Origin of the sequence: Pedobacter sp. Leaf170 (genome assembly GCF_920984665.1) — a bacterium.
In the GTDB taxonomy this organism is placed as follows: Bacteria; Bacteroidota; Bacteroidia; order Sphingobacteriales; family Sphingobacteriaceae; genus Pedobacter.
Genome location: NZ_CAKLBP010000009.1, coordinates 52,055 through 69,307 on the forward strand (window position 1 = coordinate 52,055; position 17,253 = coordinate 69,307).

At 34.2% G+C, this 17,253-nt stretch carries 19 protein-coding genes; 8 read left to right on the plus strand and 11 right to left on the minus strand.

Translation table 11 applies throughout. The features are described from left to right. Positions 1-34 precede the first annotated feature (34 nt). From LUA90_RS18095 to LUA90_RS18105, 3 genes are read right to left on the minus strand one after another with little or no spacing between them, the layout of a single operon-like run. Positions 35-703, minus strand: coding sequence for an alpha/beta fold hydrolase (locus LUA90_RS18095; RefSeq protein ID WP_231491983.1), 669 nt, complete (start codon positions 701-703; stop codon positions 35-37). After that, positions 685-1,365, minus strand: a complete 681-nt coding sequence (ung, locus tag LUA90_RS18100) for a uracil-DNA glycosylase (protein WP_231491984.1) — start codon at positions 1,363-1,365, stop codon at positions 685-687. Before ung ends, LUA90_RS18095 begins: the two co-directional genes overlap by 19 nt. A gap of 21 nt (positions 1,366-1,386) precedes the next feature. Further along, positions 1,387-1,905 carry a thioredoxin family protein gene (locus LUA90_RS18105; RefSeq protein ID WP_231491985.1) on the minus strand — a complete coding sequence of 173 codons (519 nt, stop codon included), beginning with the start codon at positions 1,903-1,905 and terminating at the stop codon, positions 1,387-1,389. Between the two features lie 112 nt (positions 1,906-2,017). Between LUA90_RS18105 and LUA90_RS18110 the strand changes: the two genes are divergently transcribed. Next, positions 2,018-2,557 carry a DUF2892 domain-containing protein gene (locus tag LUA90_RS18110; RefSeq protein WP_231459871.1) on the plus strand — a complete coding sequence of 180 codons (540 nt, stop codon included), beginning with the start codon at positions 2,018-2,020 and terminating at the stop codon, positions 2,555-2,557. 287 nt (positions 2,558-2,844) lie between these two features. Then, a complete protein-coding gene (locus LUA90_RS18115) occupies positions 2,845-3,399 on the plus strand; it encodes a pyridoxamine 5'-phosphate oxidase family protein (RefSeq protein WP_231491986.1) in 555 nt (184 codons plus the stop codon). A gap of 56 nt (positions 3,400-3,455) precedes the next feature. On the opposite strand, the gene LUA90_RS18120 is transcribed toward LUA90_RS18115, so the two are convergent. From LUA90_RS18120 to LUA90_RS18150, 7 genes are all read right to left on the minus strand, one after another. Beyond that, positions 3,456-3,668 (minus strand): hypothetical protein, encoded by a 213-nt coding sequence (locus LUA90_RS18120; RefSeq protein WP_231491987.1) that lies wholly within the window; start codon positions 3,666-3,668, stop codon positions 3,456-3,458. A 107-nt stretch (positions 3,669-3,775) separates the two neighbouring features. Continuing rightward, entirely contained in the window at positions 3,776-5,485 is a 1,710-nt protein-coding gene (lysS, locus tag LUA90_RS18125) for a lysine--tRNA ligase (RefSeq protein WP_231491989.1), read from the minus strand. Positions 5,486-5,602: 117 nt separating this feature from the next. Beyond that, positions 5,603-6,061, minus strand: a complete 459-nt coding sequence (locus LUA90_RS18130) for a MaoC family dehydratase (RefSeq protein ID WP_231491991.1) — start codon at positions 6,059-6,061, stop codon at positions 5,603-5,605. A 145-nt stretch (positions 6,062-6,206) separates the two neighbouring features. Further along, positions 6,207-8,123 (minus strand): long-chain fatty acid--CoA ligase, encoded by a 1,917-nt coding sequence (locus LUA90_RS18135; RefSeq protein ID WP_231491992.1) that lies wholly within the window; start codon positions 8,121-8,123, stop codon positions 6,207-6,209. 274 nt (positions 8,124-8,397) lie between these two features. Continuing rightward, the gene (locus LUA90_RS18140) at positions 8,398-8,724 is read right to left on the minus strand and encodes an iron-sulfur cluster assembly accessory protein (RefSeq protein WP_025142623.1); all 327 of its coding nucleotides are present in this window, start codon (positions 8,722-8,724) and stop codon (positions 8,398-8,400) included. 100 nt (positions 8,725-8,824) lie between these two features. Further along, the gene (iscU, locus tag LUA90_RS18145; RefSeq protein ID WP_025142622.1) at positions 8,825-9,238 is read right to left on the minus strand and encodes a Fe-S cluster assembly scaffold IscU; all 414 of its coding nucleotides are present in this window, start codon (positions 9,236-9,238) and stop codon (positions 8,825-8,827) included. A gap of 150 nt (positions 9,239-9,388) precedes the next feature. Further along, positions 9,389-10,600 (minus strand): IscS subfamily cysteine desulfurase, encoded by a 1,212-nt coding sequence (locus LUA90_RS18150; protein WP_231491993.1) that lies wholly within the window; start codon positions 10,598-10,600, stop codon positions 9,389-9,391. A 119-nt stretch (positions 10,601-10,719) separates the two neighbouring features. Between LUA90_RS18150 and mce the strand changes: the two genes are divergently transcribed. Both mce and LUA90_RS18160 read left to right on the plus strand, forming a co-directional pair. Beyond that, positions 10,720-11,127: a methylmalonyl-CoA epimerase gene (gene mce, locus LUA90_RS18155; protein ID WP_231459864.1), complete on the plus strand. Its 408-nt coding sequence runs from the start codon at positions 10,720-10,722 to the stop codon at positions 11,125-11,127. A gap of 292 nt (positions 11,128-11,419) precedes the next feature. Next, positions 11,420-11,695 (plus strand): hypothetical protein, encoded by a 276-nt coding sequence (locus LUA90_RS18160; protein ID WP_231491994.1) that lies wholly within the window; start codon positions 11,420-11,422, stop codon positions 11,693-11,695. Between the two features lie 401 nt (positions 11,696-12,096). On the opposite strand, the gene LUA90_RS18165 is transcribed toward LUA90_RS18160, so the two are convergent. Then, positions 12,097-13,728, minus strand: a complete 1,632-nt coding sequence (locus LUA90_RS18165; protein WP_231491995.1) for an ABC-F family ATP-binding cassette domain-containing protein — start codon at positions 13,726-13,728, stop codon at positions 12,097-12,099. A gap of 384 nt (positions 13,729-14,112) precedes the next feature. On the opposite strand from LUA90_RS18165, the gene LUA90_RS18170 reads away from it, so the two are divergent. From LUA90_RS18170 to prmA, 4 genes are all read left to right on the plus strand, one after another. Next, positions 14,113-14,361, plus strand: coding sequence for a type B 50S ribosomal protein L31 (locus LUA90_RS18170; RefSeq protein ID WP_025142617.1), 249 nt, complete (start codon positions 14,113-14,115; stop codon positions 14,359-14,361). A gap of 72 nt (positions 14,362-14,433) precedes the next feature. Further along, on the plus strand, positions 14,434-15,606 hold the full coding sequence (locus LUA90_RS18175; RefSeq protein WP_231491996.1) for a putative sugar nucleotidyl transferase: 1,173 nt from the start codon (positions 14,434-14,436) through the stop codon (positions 15,604-15,606). A 38-nt stretch (positions 15,607-15,644) separates the two neighbouring features. Continuing rightward, on the plus strand, positions 15,645-16,406 hold the full coding sequence (gene tpiA / locus LUA90_RS18180; protein ID WP_231491997.1) for a triose-phosphate isomerase: 762 nt from the start codon (positions 15,645-15,647) through the stop codon (positions 16,404-16,406). Then, positions 16,407-17,246 carry a 50S ribosomal protein L11 methyltransferase gene (gene prmA, locus LUA90_RS18185; RefSeq protein WP_231491998.1) on the plus strand — a complete coding sequence of 280 codons (840 nt, stop codon included), beginning with the start codon at positions 16,407-16,409 and terminating at the stop codon, positions 17,244-17,246. Positions 17,247-17,253: the final 7 nt, after the last annotated feature.

Below are 17,253 nucleotides of genomic sequence, written 5' to 3' on the forward strand. Positions count from 1 at the left end.
CCAGATGTTTTTGGGATGAATACCAACATGTCAGTTACTTCAAAATAATTTGATTTATTATCGCTGAAATTTCATCGGCTTTCTGATAAACCATAAAGTGAGTTCCGGCATTAATTAAGAAATCGGGTTTAGCATTTTTTGAATATAAAATTCTATCATTAGTGCCATGGATATGGTAGAGGTTTTTTGGTTTTATATTATTTTTCCAAGTAATGATACTACCAATAGCCCATTTTAAAAATTTAGATTCAGTATCATTAACAATTTTAGTTAAAAGTAATTTTTCTTCTTTATTGCTTACTCCAAAGAAATAATTTTGCGTTAGTTTATTTGAAGATTTTAATATACCCGCCGGAATAAATTTTAGAACATTCAATTTACCTACGAAGCGATATAATCTTGGTAATTGATTACTTAATATTGTTGTAGATATAACTATTGTTGCTTTTGGTGAAAATATTTTAGCTATTTCAGTCGAAAGCATTCCTCCAAAAGAAACGCCAATCAATACAAACGGTGACGTTTGATCAATAACCTTACTTAAGCGTTTTGCATAATCAGTTAAGGATTCTTTACTTAATGGCTCAATCCAGTTTAAATGAATAATATTAATGCTTTTATCTAGCTTAATTTTATCAAATATTCTTCTATCTGCACCTAATCCACTGATAAAATATGCATTTATTAAGCTTGCAACTTCCAATCTATTGGGGTTAAATTATTCTGTACTAATAATTGATTTGTTTTTGAGAAATGTTTCGAGCCGAAAAAACCATTGTAAGCCGAGAAAGGCGAGGGGTGAGCGGCTGTTAAAACATAATGCTTTTTTTGATCGATTAATGCTGCTTTTTGTTGCGCATATTTTCCCCACAGCAAAAATACAATATGCTCTTTTCTGTCGGATAAGGATTTTATAATTTCATCAGTGAAAATTTCCCATCCCCGGTTTTGGTGAGAGCCTGCTTCAGAAGCTCTAACGGTAAGTGTAGCGTTTAATAATAATACCCCTTGCTCTGCCCAATTGGTTAAATGGCCATGAATTGGCGTTTTAAATCCTTCTATATCTGTCTCGAGCTCCTTATAAATATTTTTTAAAGAAGGAGGAATGGCCACACCTTTCTGAACAGAAAATGATAATCCATGTGCTTGTCCGACTCCATGATATGGATCTTGACCAAGGATTACAACCTTCACTTTATCAAAAGGAGTTGTATTTAAGGCGTTAAAAATATCTGATCCTTTAGGATATACATTGTTTCCATTTTGCTTTTCCTCTAGTAAAAAAGCCTTCAGGTTTATCATGTAATCTTTTTCGAATTCATCATTTAAAACAGCTAACCAACCAGGTTCTAAAGCAGCAGACATATATATAAGTTGAGGGTTTAATTATTTCTTCTTCTTAAAAATAGCTAACAAATCCGCTTCTAAAGTTGTTTTAGGATGTTCAACTATTCTGCCCAACTCATTTCCCTTCTTATCAAAAACAATAAATGTTGGTACATTAATTATGTTCAAGCCATCAATAATACCGTTCTCAGCTTTCTTACTGCCATCTACAGCAATTATTTCGGTGTTCTTTTCTTTAAATTGTAGCGCATCTAACACTTTAAAAAAGTTTGGAACGTTAACTTTACTATCTCCGCACCAAGTTCCTAATATTATTTTTATATGTTCTTTTTTGATAAGTTTTTTTAACTCAATCATTGTAGCAGCATCAGGAATGTAAGCTTCATACAAAGGATCGTACATTTCTTTAAATTCAGGAAAAGTAATTAAGCCTTGCCGGCTACATGCATTTAACAGAATATCTTTATTGTGAATTTTATCGTGTACTTTTTTATTTACTTCTTGTGCAGCAACATTCATGGCGATGATAATAAGGGTTATTGATAAGAAAATTTTCATTTATAATTATAGTTTTAGGTATTTGTAAATTTTTACTGAAATTATTATTTTAAAATCTAAATTCTGCTATTTAAACACGATATTTGCAGAAAAATATTAAGAATAAACTTTTATGCCAAATTTTATTAGATTGATAGTTGGGTTTGCATTACTAGGCGGTGCAGTTGCTTTATTTATTTTCGGCCACTGGCCTTGGGGAATAATTGCAATATTGCTTGGTATAATTGTTTTAGTAACCTATTTCTTTAATGAAAATATGCTTTTAGCACAATGGTTTTTACGTAAAGATAATATGCCAAAAGCACAACAGTTTTTAAATCGCATTACCGATTACGAAAGTCAGTTGATTAAAGTTCAACACGGTTATTATAATTTACTTGTTGGTTTGATAGAAAGCAGAACAGCTCCAATGAAATCGGAAAAGTATTTTAAAGCAGCGCTAAGTTTAGGCATGCAGATGGACCATAACGTTGCTTTAGCTAAGTTAAGTTTAGCCGGAATTGCAATGGCAAAACGTAATAAACGCGAAGCCACAATGTATTTAGCTGATGCTAAAAAAGCTGATAAAAATAAATTACTTGCCGACCAGATAAAGCAGATGAAAGACCAGATGGGGATGATGGATAAGCAACAACAAGTTAGATACAGATAAACTACTGAAGCCGTTTCTTAAATGAAGCGGCTTTTTTTTCGCTCTGTTTTTTTGGTGCACTAACCGAAAATTGTAAACCCGATAGAGCGGCTATACTTTTAAAAATTGCAGTAAATTATTAAGATAGCTGTATTTTAAGAAATGCAGTAGTGTGTATGGACATAGCAGTAAAGAAGTTTTATAAGATAGTAGCGATAGCGGGACTGAAATTAATCGTAGCCCTGATTTTGCTTTTCAGAAAAAAATAAAACTAAATGCCGTTTTTTAATGTAGTAAAAATAAAAACTATGGCAACATCACAAGAAGGAAGTACTAATAATACTCAGGAAGAAAATAATATCCAGGATTTGGGCGGCAAGGAAGCGGTTGAAAAACTACGCGATTTAGCTGAAAAGGCGGAGAGCTGTTTTTTTTGTACTAATATTAAAACCGGCGTTCCATTATCTGTTAGGCCAATGGCAATTCAACAAGTTGATGATGAAGGTAATATTTGGTTCATGAGCATGAAAGATAGTCACAAAAATGATGAAATTGCGGCTGATCCGTTTACGCATTTACTTTTTCAGGCAGGTGCACATTCTGGCTTTGTAAACATTTACGGGATTTCTGAAATTAGCAGAGACCAGGCAAAAATTGATGAATTATGGAGTCCTTTTATTAAAGCCTGGTTTCAAGGTGGAAAAGAAGACCCGAATATTACATTGATTAAAGTAATTCCATCTGAGGGATATTATTGGGATACCAAACATGGATCTGCTGTGGCATTTTTGAAAATGGCAGCATCTGTAGTTATTGGTAAAACGATGGACGATTCGGTTGAAGGAACCTTGGATATTGATTAAAGTTTAGAGTGTAAAGTCTAAAGTGAAAAGTTCAAAGTGAAAAGTTTAGAGTTTGATTATTTATCACCTAAATAATCAAATCCTTCTAACTCTTCTCTTTGATTTCTTTTACTTAAAATATCATCTTCTTCGGCTTCTGCTCTTTTGAAGAAAAATGCTTCAGCCTGAATTCTTTTTATAAGTTGATGAACAAGAGATAAATCAAAAGCTTCTTTGCTCAATTTAATACAATATTCTCTTTCTGTAATTTCTAAACTTGAGGTATTCATACGGCAATATTTTTTTTCGATTGCTGTAAATATAGAAAAGGCTTGCTAAACAATTGTTAGCAAGCCTTTTAAGTTTATGTTATTTTTATGTTAACCTTAATGTTTGATTACCTATGAGATAAAAACAAGCCATCATCAGTTTTGGTTACTTTAAGGATATTTTTAGCCGTAAGTGATTTTAAAGTTGTATCCCATTTTTTGTTGCTCCAATCTGTAAGTTTTGATTTTACATCAGTTAAAAGAGCATTTTCACCCTCTTTTACTAATGAAAATAATTCAGTTTCTTCAGCACTTAATTCTATTTTCTTTTTTTCAGGTCGCATTTGCGGGAAAAATAAAACTTCCTGAATAGTGCTTTGGTTTGTCATTAACATAACAATACGATCAATACCGAAGCCCAAACCCGATGTTGGTGGCATTCCATATTCGAGCGCCCGAACAAAATCATCATCCATTGCCATAGCTTCAGCATCACCACGATCAGCTAGCGTTAATTGATCTTCAAAACGCTCTTTTTGGTCAATCGGATCGTTAAGCTCTGAATACGCATTACCAATTTCTTTACCATTAACAAATATCTCGAAACGCTCAACCAAACCCTCTGCAGAACGGTGTTTTTTAGCAAGCGGCGTCATTTCAATTGGGTAATCGGTAATAAATGTTGGTTGAATTAAGTTTGCTTCAACTTTATCACTAAAAATTTCATCAACTAATTTACCTCTTCCCATTGTAGAATCAGTTTCAATACCTAAATCTTTACAGGTTTGAAGTAATTGTTCTTCATTCATTGCCGAAACATCAATGCCTGTAAACTTATGGATTGATTCGTACATGGTTAATTTTTCGTATGGGCCTTCGAAGTTGATTTCGTTATCGCCAACTTTAACTTTTGCAGAACCATTTGTCGCGATAGCTACTTTTTCTAAACACTCTTCAACCATCGCCATCATCCAGATATAATCTTTGTAGGCTACATAAATCTCCATCGATGTATATTCCGGGTTATGGGTTCGATCCATTCCTTCATTACGGAACATTTTACCGAATTCATATACACCATCAAAGCCTGCTACAATTAAACGTTTTAAATAAAGCTCATTTGCAATACGCAAATAAAGTGGCATATCTAAAGTATTGTGATGCGTAGCAAAAGGACGAGCAGCAGCACCGCCGTGAATGGGTTGAAGAATTGGAGTTTCAACTTCCATCCAACCCTGGTTGTCAAAGTAATTCCGCATACTGTTAATTACTTTACTGCGTTTGATAAAAATTTGCTTGTAATCTGGATTAACTGTTAAATCTACATAACGCATACGGTAGCGCAACTCCGGATTGGTAAATCCATCATATACATTTCCTTCATCATCACGTTTAACTATTGGTAAAGGACGCAAAGATTTTGATAGAACCTTAAACTCCGTAACGTGGATTGAAATTTCTCCGGTTTGTGTTGTAAAAACATAACCTTTTACACCGATGAAATCGCCAATATCTAAAAGTTTTTTAAAAACTGTATTGTATAAAGTTTTGTCTTCTCCGGGGCATAGTTCATCTCTTTTTAGATAAACCTGGATACGACCTGTTGAATCTTGAATTTCAGCGAAAGAAGCAGCGCCCATAATGTTTCTGCCCATTATCCTGCCCGCTAAACTTACCGTTTTGTATGCAGTTTTATCTAGTTCGTAATTCTTTAAAATATCTGCAGCAGTTACATTAATATCATAAGATTCTGCAGGATAAGGCTCAATACCTAGTTCGCGTAATTGTTTTAGCGACTCGCGTCGTAATATTTCTTGTTCTGATAATCCTATACTCATTTCGGGTATTTTTTGCAAAAGTAACAATTTTGCAAGATGTTTAATAATTGTATTATCCTCTTGGGAGATTATTATGATTTAGCTAAGCCTTAAACGAGTTCTACTAATAATTTTTGATTAATTAAAATGATATAGAAAAACTACATTTCCGGTGTATGCTGTTTTAGCCTGACCTTTAATATCGAGATTGGCCTCGATAACAACCTTAGTAATTCCTCTTAAATCGCAAATGGCGATTAGTTTAGCTCTTAATTGCACTTCATCATTTACTAATACAGGCCTGTTAAATTTAAATTTCTCGATACCATAATTCACTTCCATTTTAACATTTTGAATATCTGCTATTTGTTTCCATAAATACGGGATAAGCGATAAAGTTAAATATCCATGAGCGATTGTGGAACCAAATGGACTTTCAGTTTTTGCCCTTTCCGGATCGGTGTGAATCCATTGAAAATCTAATGTGGCATTTGCAAAATCATCAACTTGTTTTTGTTCTATTTTATGCCATTCCGATGAACCAATTTCTTTACCAAGGAATGATTCGTACTCTTCAAAACTGTTAATTATTACCATAGATTTAATTTCGACCCATTTTTATGGGATTATGCAATTTTAATAATTATTAATATTTGTAATTCGAATTGAGTTGAATTAGCTGGATATTTGAATTATGAAGCTCGATAAATGTTGAAAAGATTTTATTATTTACCTATATTCATTATGATTCGGCTTCAACGTTCTCTTCGTACATTTCATCAATCACATTAATATATTTCTTTTCAACAACCCGGCGTTTAACTTTCATTGTAGGCGTAATTTCTCCTTCATCAATACTGAATGGATTACGTTTTATCTTAAAATTTTTAATTCGCTCAAATTTTGCTAATTCGTTAGATATTTTTTTGATATCCTGTTCCATCCAATCAATAATTTCTTTTTCCTGGATAAACGGATTCGCATCTTCAAAAAACGAAGGTTTAAGTTTAAAGGTTTCTTCGAGGGTTTCTCTGTTAGGAATAATGATGGCCGTGATAAATTCCCGCTTATCGCCAATTAAAAATAACTGGTCAATTTTTGGGCTTTTTAAATAGATATTCTCTACCGGCGTAGGATAAACGTTTTTGCCATAAGCATTTACAATCATGTTTTTTAAACGGTCGGTAATTTGCAAATTACCTTTGTAAAAACGGCCAATATCTCCGGTATGAAACCACATGTCTTTATCAATGGCTTCAGCAGTTTCTGCTGGTTTGTTAAAATAACCCTTCATAACGCAATGGCCACGAACAATTACTTCACCTTCTTCACATTCAAAATCTTCATTAAATGTATTATGGGTTTGAATGTTAATGATTTTCTTTGTATCAACATCCTGAATTCCAACTTCAATACCCGGAATTACACGGCCAACAGTGCCATAAACCTGACGATGATATTCAGTTACAGACATCACCGGCGATGTTTCTGTTAAACCAAAACCTTCTAATATTTTGATGCCTAAATCGCCAAAAAATTCGCCAACGTTTTTAGGCAATGCAGCACCGCCAGAAATCATAAATTTTAATCTTCCACCGGTTTTCTCTTTAATTTTACTAAAAACAAGTTTTTCTGCAATAGCTTTTTTTGTTGATAATATTAATCCAGGATTTTTTCCAGCTTCTTTCTCAACGCGATAGTTTTTGCCGGTTTCTAAAGCCCAGGTAAAAATCTTTGCTTTTGTTCCGCCTGCTGATGTTCCGGATTTTATGGCTTTATCGTGTATACGCTCTAATAGTCTTGGTACGCAACTCATCACTGTAGGGCGAACCTCACCCATATTTTTTGCTAGCAGTTCTAAACTCTGTGCAAATGCAATTTTACAGCCTTGCGTACAACATACATGATAGGTTGCTGTGCGTTCGAAAACGTGAGATAAAGGTAAAAAAGATAAAAATGTTTCAGTTTTATCAATAACCGGAATTTGCTGTAAACAAACTTCAACATTTTTTACAAAATTGTAATGCGTTAACATAACGCCTTTTGGCGTTCCTGTTGTACCCGAAGTATATATTAATGATGATACATCTGTGGGCAAAACCTGTTTTCTACATTGTTCTATTTCTGCTTTTTCTGCTGCAGTAATTTGGTGTTTTAGCGTAAGTATATCAGAAAATGCAATAACCTCTACATTTACATCAGCCGGAATAGTAACCTTTTCAAAATCTTTAAAAGCTGGAATGATATATTTTAATTGTTTACAGTTTCCTGCAACTTTTAAAACTTTTCTGTATAAAAAGTTATTGCCAACAAGTATCGATTTGATGCCGGAATCATTAATAATATAGGCTACTTCCTGCTCTGACAGAGTTGGATATATAGATACATTAATGGCCCCGATTTGCTGTATTCCTTGGTCGTAATACACATATTCGGGAGAGTTTTCTATCATTAAACCCAAACAATCGCCTTTTTTAATTCCTTTTTCCAGGAAGTAAGCAGATACGGCATCAGCTCTTTTAAGCGTATCTTCAAATGAAATTTCTGTCCATTCTGCACCTTGTTTGTGAATCAAAAAAGTTTCTTCAGGCTTGTGAATGTTTTTTACAACATTTCTCAAAAGGGTAGGGACGGTAGAAAATTCGTTAATTAATGGCATTGCTCTCTATTTGGTGTTCGTTATAATTAACAATAATAATGCTTTTTGGTTTAAAATTACAAATTGAAGTATTAGTGTTGTTAATTTCCAGCAAATTTAAATGAATAACGCAGATTTAGCTAGAGATTGCTTCGTGCCTCGCAATGACGACATTCCTATTTAGATTATAACAATTATTTTAAATTTCAATATATCTGTTGAAAATCAAAATAACCTAAAACGCAAAAAGGCTTCGGAAATTCCGAAGCCTTTTTTAAATAATTTATATAAAATTTTAAACAGAAAAACTTTCACCGCAACCGCAACTGCGACTAGCATTTGGGTTGATAAAATTGAAACCTTTACCATTTAATCCGTCAGTAAAATCTAATTCTGTACCAGCTAAATAAAGGAATGATTTCATATCTAAAGCGATTTTAATTCCTCTATCTTCAAAAAACTGATCACCTTTTTGTTCTTCGTTATCAAAATCTAAATTATATGATAAACCAGAACAACCACCACCTTTTACTGAAACGCGTAAAAAGTAATCAGAACCCATTTCTGAATCCTGCATTAAGTGGGTGATTTTTTCTTTTGCTTTATCTGTTATTGTAATCATAGTATCGAGTATTTAGTATCAAGTATCAAGACTGACTATCGAAAATCAAAGTTTAAAAATATAAACTTGATGCTTGATACTTCTGTCTTGCTACTAATTCCTAGTGGTGAGATTTCTCTAATACAATTGCCTCTAAGCCATTTTTAACGCGGTAATCGTTAATAGCTGATTTAATTGCATCTTCTGCCAACACCGAGCAGTGAATTTTAACCGGTGGTAAAGCCAATTCTTCAACAATATCCATGTTGTCGATAGATAAAGCCTCATCAATTGTTTTCCCTTTTAACCATTCTGTAGCTAAAGATGAAGATGCAATTGCCGAACCGCAACCAAATGTTTTAAATTTAGCATCAGTAATTACGTTATCTTCGCCAACTTCAATTTGCAAACGCATTACGTCGCCACACTCAGGTGCGCCAACCAAGCCTGTTCCTACAAATTTACTGTCTTTATTTAAAGTACCTACGTTACGTGGGTTATTGTAATGGTCAATTACTTTTTCTGAATATGCCATGTTTTTATTTTTTTGCCTTCTGCGAAGGTGATTTTATTTATTAGTTTTCTGTTGCCTGTTATCTGTGCTAAGTCTAATCGCTTTATACTTATACTTCCAGACTTAAAACTTATAACGTACAACTTTTAACACATTAATTTGCGCAGCAAATTAATGTTCTGCCCACTCAATTTTACTCAAGTCAATACCTTCTTTAAACATTTCCCAAAGTGGAGAAAGTTCTCTTAAGTGATTAACTGCCTTCTCAGTAATTGCGATGGCGTGGTCAATATCTTCTTCGGTTGTAAATCTACCTAAACCGTAACGGATAGAAGAATGTGCCAAATCATCAGATAAACCTAAGCTTTTTAAAACGTATGACGGTTCTAAAGAAGCAGAAGTACAAGCAGAACCAGATGATACTGCTAAATCGCTCATGGCCATCATCAAACCTTCACCTTCAACATATTTGAAAGAGATATTAGCTACGTGTGGTAAACGATGTTCTACATTACCGTTAACATAACTTTCTTCCATTTTGCTTAAAGTAGATTCTAAACGGTCGCGTAATCCTGATAAACGAACAGATTCGCTTTCCATTTCTAAACGACAAAGTTCGCAAGCTTTACCTAAACCAACAATGCCCGGAACGTTTAATGTACCAGAGCGCATTCCACGCTCGTGGCCGCCACCATCCATTTGTGAAGTAACTTTAACCCTGGGGTTTTTTCTACGTACGTAAAGTGCACCTACACCTTTCGGACCATACATTTTATGCGCCGAAAAAGCCATTAAATCAATACCATCAGTGTTTACATCAACCGGAATTTTACCAACTGCCTGCGTAGCATCAGTCATAAATAAAGCACCATGTTTATGTGCAATTGCAGAAATTTCTTTAACTGGCTGGATAACACCGATTTCGTTGTTTCCATACATTATAGAAACTAAAATCGTCTCAAGTGTCATCGCCGCTTCTAATTCAGCAAGGTCAATTAAACCGTCTTCTTTTACGCCTAAATAAGTTACTCTAGCACCATTTTTTTCTAAATGTTTACAAGTATCTAAAACGGCTTTATGTTCAGTAACCGCAGTTATAATGTGGTTACCTTTTTCTTTATACATCTCAAACACACCTTTAATGGCTAAATTATCTGCCTCAGTTGCGCCCGATGTAAAAATGATTTCTTTTTCAGTACAGCCGATTAATTTGGCCACTTGCTCACGAGCATAATCTACCCCTTCTTCAGCCACCCATCCAAAAGCGTGGTTACGGCTAGCGGCGTTTCCAAATTTCTCAGTAAAGTAAGGTAGCATCGCCTCTAACACTCTTGGGTCTAAAGGTGTTGTTGCGTTATTATCTAAATATATCGGCTGTTTCATCTCTATTCTCTTAATTATAATTACAAAGATACAAAAAAACTTTCCGAACAATTATAAATAATGCCTATGAGGTTATAAAGAAAACATGCATTTTTACATTTAACCAACCTTTTAAAACGATGAACAAGATAGAACATATTGGCATAGCCGTAAATAACCTAAGTAAATCCGTTCCACTTTACGAGCTTTTGCTAAATACATCCTGCTATAAAACTGAAACAGTGGCTTCAGAATACGTAAACACAGCGTTTTTTAAATCTGGAGAAAATAAAGTAGAACTCCTGGAAGCGACTTCTGATGATAGTGCAATTGCAAAATTTCTGGCTAAAAAAGGGGAGGGCATTCACCATATTGCTTTCGCTGTCGATAATATTTTAGAAGAAATGGAGCGGCTTCAGGCTAATGGTTTTACGCTTTTAAATGAAACACCAAAAAAGGGTGCAGACAATAAAATGGTTTGCTTTGTACATCCAAAAGATACTAATGGGGTTTTAATAGAGCTTTGTCAGGAAATAAAATGGGTTTAAAAGATGGAATGATGTAAGATGGATGATGTAAAATGATGATGGAGAATGGATGATGACTTTTTTTTCAATCTCGTTATGCTCGCCAATGTGGGAATCTTTAAGCTATTTTGTAACTTGAAAATGTTTGGTTCTGCTTTTCATCGCTTCTTTAGTCCTGCTATACACTTTATCCCGAGAAATTCGGGATGCTCGTTTCTATCAGGTTTATTTACCTTAATTTTGTGTTTCATCGCTTTGCGCTAAATAGTAAATCATAATCTTAAAATCCGTTAATCCCAAAAACCCTTGTTCATTGTCGCTTATTAAAATTATCAGCAAAGATTTCGATATTAATGAAAATCTAACAGAAAATCAACTTCGTGATGCCATGGTTGACGCTTTTGCATATTTAGTTGATAACGATTTCCCGAAGCTTATTCAAATTCTTTATAAAGCCGATGTTGACCAACACAAGCTCAAGGAATTGTTGGAAACTACCGAAGGTAAGAGCTCTGCCGAAGTAATTGCTGATGCTTACATTGCAAGGCAAAAAGCAAAAGTAGAAACCTGGAAAAAATATAGTAAGTAATAAGCTCTGCAGGTTTAAAGTATTCGTTTATGGTAAGGTAAATGCCGATTGAAAATAAGAATTACAATATTGCTCTAATCTGGCCGTCGTTTTAGGGCAAAGCCTGCTCTTAAAATTTCGGATAATCAATATTTAAAGCAGATATTGCTTATTGCCTTGCAATTAAGCACTACCTAGGGATTTCGGTTTGGATATTTTAGTTCTTTGCAGAATATTTGCCAACTAAACAGGATTGGAGTGGTATCCTTTTTAGTTGAATACATATTTGTGTAGCACAAAATTTCCGCTAAAAAGATTTAACGGAAAGCCTGACTAACATTAATTTGAAGTGCAAAATTTGCTTTACAAATCTTTAAGATGCTGAAATATATTAAGCATAATGGGGGTGACGAATTGAAAAACTATTTTTCAATTTCCTTTAAACTATCCATTTTTTTATGTGCAAGAAAGCCTTTAATGTCTTCAAAATGTTCGCGAACACGCTTATTTCCAAATTCGAAAACCTTTTCTGCCAAACCATCCAAGAAATCTCTATCGTGAGAAACAAGAATTAAAGTGCCATCAAAATCTTTTAAAGCATCTTTAATAATGTCTTTAGTTTTCATATCAAGGTGGTTGGTGGGCTCATCGAGAATTAATACGTTAACCGGCTCCAGTAAAAGTTTTATCATAGCCAATCGTGTTTTTTCCCCACCAGAAAGTACTTTAACTTTTTTCGTGGTATCATCGCCGCTAAACATAAAAGCGCCTAGTAAATCTTTAGTTTTAAACCTGTTTTCTGTGGTTGGGATTTGGTCTATCGTATCAAAAACAGTTAAATCTTCATCTAATAATGAAGCTTGATTTTGAGCGAAATAACCGATTTTTACATTATGACCGACTTTTAAATCACCTTCAAAATCAATTTCGCCCATAAGTGCTTTAATCATAGTCGATTTTCCTTCACCGTTTTTACCCACAAAAGCAACTTTTTGTCCGCGTTCTATAACCATGTGTGCCTTTTGGAAAACGACATGGTTGCCATAGGCTTTGGTTAAATCTTCAACCATAAATGGATAGTTGCCTGACCTTGGAGAAGGCGGAAATTTTAAGCGCAAAGCAGAATTATCTACTTCATCAATTTCAATTACTTCAAGTTTTTCGAGCATTTTAACCCTCGATTGCACTTGTAAGGTTTTAGAATAAGTACCTTTAAATCTGTCTATAAATTCTTGGTTATCAGCTATAAAACGTTGTTGTTCTTCATAAGCTTTAAGCTGGTGTTCGCGACGTTCTTTACGCAATTGTAAATAATGTGTGTACTTAGCTTTGTAATCGTAAATGCGTCCCATTGTTACTTCAATTGTACGATTGGTAATGTTATCTACAAAAGCACGATCGTGTGAAATTACAATTACTGCCTTTGCAGAATTTATTAGAAAATCTTCAAGCCATTGAATACTTTCAATATCCATGTGGTTGGTTGGCTCATCTAATAATATCAAATCAGGCTTTTTTAATAAAATTTTTGCCAATTCTATACGCATGCGCCATCCGCCAGAAAATTCAGAAGTTGGGCGTGTAAAATCGCTACGTAAAAAGCCAAGTCCTTTTAAAACCTTTTCAACTTCAGCATCATAATTTACCTCTTCCATCGAGTAAAATTTTTCGCTCAATTCCGAAACCTGCTCTATTAACTTCATATAATCGTCGGTTTCATAATCGGTACGAATGTTCAATTGCTCGTTCAAACGTTCCAATTCATCACGCATGTGGTAAGCTTCGCTAAAAGCTTTTGAAGTTTCTTCGAAAACGGTTACATTATCTTTTGTAAGTAAATGTTGTGGTAAATAGGCTATAACTGCATCTTTCGGACCAGAAACATTCCCCGTTGTGGCCTGGCCAGCACCGGCAATAATTTTTAACAAGGTAGATTTACCTGCCCCATTTTTGCCCATTAAGGCAATTTTATCATTTTCATTTATAGAGAAAGATACGCCACTAAAAAGTGTAGTGCCGCCAAAAGATACAGAAAGGTTATTTACGTCGATCAATGTTTTACGCTTTTAAATTGAGCGGCAAAGATAATGAAAGATAGCTTTACTGATTAATGGAAATGATTGTAACTTCGCTAAAATTTTTGGCAAGGTGTGCTGTATAAATGCATTAATTAATTAGTTAGCTGCATTTTGAAGTGGTAAGTAAATAATATTAAAATATTTATTTCATACACTTGTTTATCAGAAATAAAATTTGGATATTTGCAACCTCTAAAATAGAGATAAAAAAGAGTAATAGAAATTGACATAAGCGTTTTTGCCAGCAAATTGCAAAATTGTAATTGAAAGTTTCACACAGATAACTAAAATAATATTCAAATGAAACCATCGAAGCGCAAGCGAGATAGCTTCATTACAATTAAAAGAAAATAAAACACGATGAAAAAAGATTTGCACCCTACTAGCTACAGACCAGTTGTTTTCAAAGACATGTCTAACGAATATGCTTTTTTAACAAAATCTTGCGTAGATACTAAAGAAACTATTAAATGGGAAGATGGTAATGAGTACCCTCTTTATAAATTAGAGATTTCTCACACTTCTCACCCTTTTTATACTGGTAAAATGAAATTGGTTGATACTGCAGGACGTATCGATAAATTCAAAAACCGTTACGCTAAAAAATAATTTTAGCTGTACAAAGCATTTTTTGAAGTCCCTTTGCCAAAAGCATCGGGACTTTTTTTATTTTTGTGACTTATGATAATCAATCTTTTTGATGATTCCAGTTGGGATTCATTACGTCCTCTCACTTTTACAAGGCCTGTCGCCGATTTGCGTGTAGGAATTTTAACTATAGCAGAGAAATGGGCAAAATACTTAAATGCAGATTTTGGTTTTAATACACAATACTACCTTTCGGTAAAATATCCTTCCAAAAATGGTGGAACGCTATTTATTAATGGCTCTGTTTGTCCTGATAACGAATTGCTTAGTGCGATTTCCGGACTTAAATTAGGGGAGTATCTCAAACACGAGCATCATATTTTAGCTTACAAAGCAGGTCAACATTTAGTCTTAGAACAGGTTAAGCAGCAGCTAAAACCGATAGAATACAATACTAAAGTTGTTAAGATTACTTATCCCGAAGAGATTTTTGCAAACAACCCTGCTGAGATAAGGAAGGATTTTGAACTTTTAACTAAGGGACGCAGATCAGCTAAAATTAGCAGTACAAACCAATTGTTGGGCAACGATATCTTTTTCGAAGAAGGTGCAAAAGCTGAATGTAGCGTTTTAAATAGCGGCTACGGACCAATTTATGTTGGTAAAAATGCTGAAATTTGGGAAGGAAGTTTAATTAGAGGTTCTTTTGCGCTTTGTGAAAATTCATCTATTAAAATGGGTGCTAAAATCTACTCAGGTACAACTATAGGGCCGAATAGCAGAGCAGGTGGTGAAATTAACAATTCCGTAATTTGGGGTAATTCTGCCAAGGGGCATGACGGATATTTAGGAAATTCGGTATTGGGTGAATGGTGTAACATAGGTGCAGATACCAATAACTCTAACTTAAAAAATAATTACGCTGAAGTAAAACTCTATGATTACGAAAGCAAAAAAATGCGTAATACGAACTTGCAATTTTGCGGTTTAATCATGGCCGATCATGCTAAATCTGGTATCAATACCATGTTTAATACAGGTACAATTGTTGGCGTTAGCGCAAATATTTTTGGTGGCGGTTTACCTCCTAACCATATTGCCGATTTTAGCTGGGGCGGGGCAGATGGTTTCGAAAGCTATAAACTTAATAAAATGTTTGAAACAACAGAGAAGGTGTTTGGCAGGAAAAATGTAATCTTTAATGATGCTGAAAAGGAAATCTTAAGCAAGGTTTATGAGATGACGGCAGCACATAGAAATTTTTAAAATTATCTTGAACTTTAAATAATCAAAACTAAAATATAATGAGAAAACAAATAGTAGCAGGCAACTGGAAAATGAATTTAGACTATAACGAAGGTGTTTCGTTATTTAGTGAGATTGTAAATATGGTTAAAGATGAACGTAAAGGCGAACAATTGGCTATTATTTGTGCTCCATTTATTCATTTAAATTCTTTAACGAAACTTGGCGGCAACGATGTTAAAATTGGTGCTCAAAACATTAGCGATAAAGAAAGCGGTGCTTATACTGGCGAAACTTCTGCCAAAATGGTGAAATCTGTTGGTGCAGAGTATGTTATTTTAGGTCACTCAGAACGCAGACAATATTTTGCTGAAAGCAATGAATTACTTGCTGAGAAAACTAAAGTTGCATTAGCAAATGGCTTAACTCCAATTTTTTGTATTGGCGAAACTTTAGACGAGCGCAACAACGGAAGTTATTATGAGGTTTTGAAGAAACAATTAGTAGAAGGCGTTTTTAGCTTAAGCGATACTGATTTTTCTAAAATTGTAATTGCTTACGAACCGGTTTGGGCAATTGGTACGGGTTTAACAGCTTCTCCAGAGCAAGCGCAGGATATTCACGCATTTATCCGCTCAGAAATTGAGGCAAACTATGGCTTTAACATCGCTGATGATACTACAATTTTATATGGCGGTAGTTGCAATCCAGGTAATGCGGTAAGTTTATTCTCTCAAAAAGATATAGATGGTGGTTTAATTGGAGGCGCTTCATTAAAATCACGCGATTTTATGGACATTATTAAAGCATTAAATAGCTAAATGCAATACATTAAAGCAATTTTTAAGTTCAAAAGCATAGAAGATTATCAACAGGATTTGCTAATAAGCGATTTGGCAGATTTAGGCTTTGATACTTTTGAGGATAGTGAGGCAGGTTTTACCGCTTTTGTAATTAAAGAAAATTTTATCGAGCAGGAATTGAAAAACCTGCTCGATAATTACGCTGATGATTTTCAGGCTGAATACATTTTAGAAGATGTTGCAGATGAAAATTGGAATGCCGAGTGGGAGAAAAATTTTAGTCCATTGATTATTGATGATGTTTGCTATGTAAGAGCAACATTTCACGAACCTCAGCCATCATATCCTTACGAAATTATAATCGACCCAAAAATGTCTTTTGGTACAGGTCATCATCAAACTACAACTATGATGATGCAGTATATTTTAACAAATGATTTTAAGGGAAAAAATGTGTTGGACATGGGTTGCGGTACGGCAATTCTTGCAATTTTAGCAGCAAAACTTGGTGCAGAAAAGTTAACGGCTATAGATTACGACAACGTTTGTTATGAAAGTACGATAGAAAATGCTAACCTAAATCAGGTTACTAATTTATTGGCAATTTGTGGCAGTAAAGAAGTTATTCCTGATGATAGCTATGATATTATTTTAGCCAATATCAACCGAAATATTCTTTTAGATCAAATTGGGAGATATGCAGAAGTGTTAAAATCACAAGGTAAAATCTTTTTTAGTGGATTTTTTTTAGACCCGGATTTAAGCATGATTACTGCCGAATGTGCTAAATACGGTATAAAATATTTAGACCATAAACAAAATGGCGATTGGGTTGCGGCTCAGTTTGAAAAAAAGTAAAATGTAT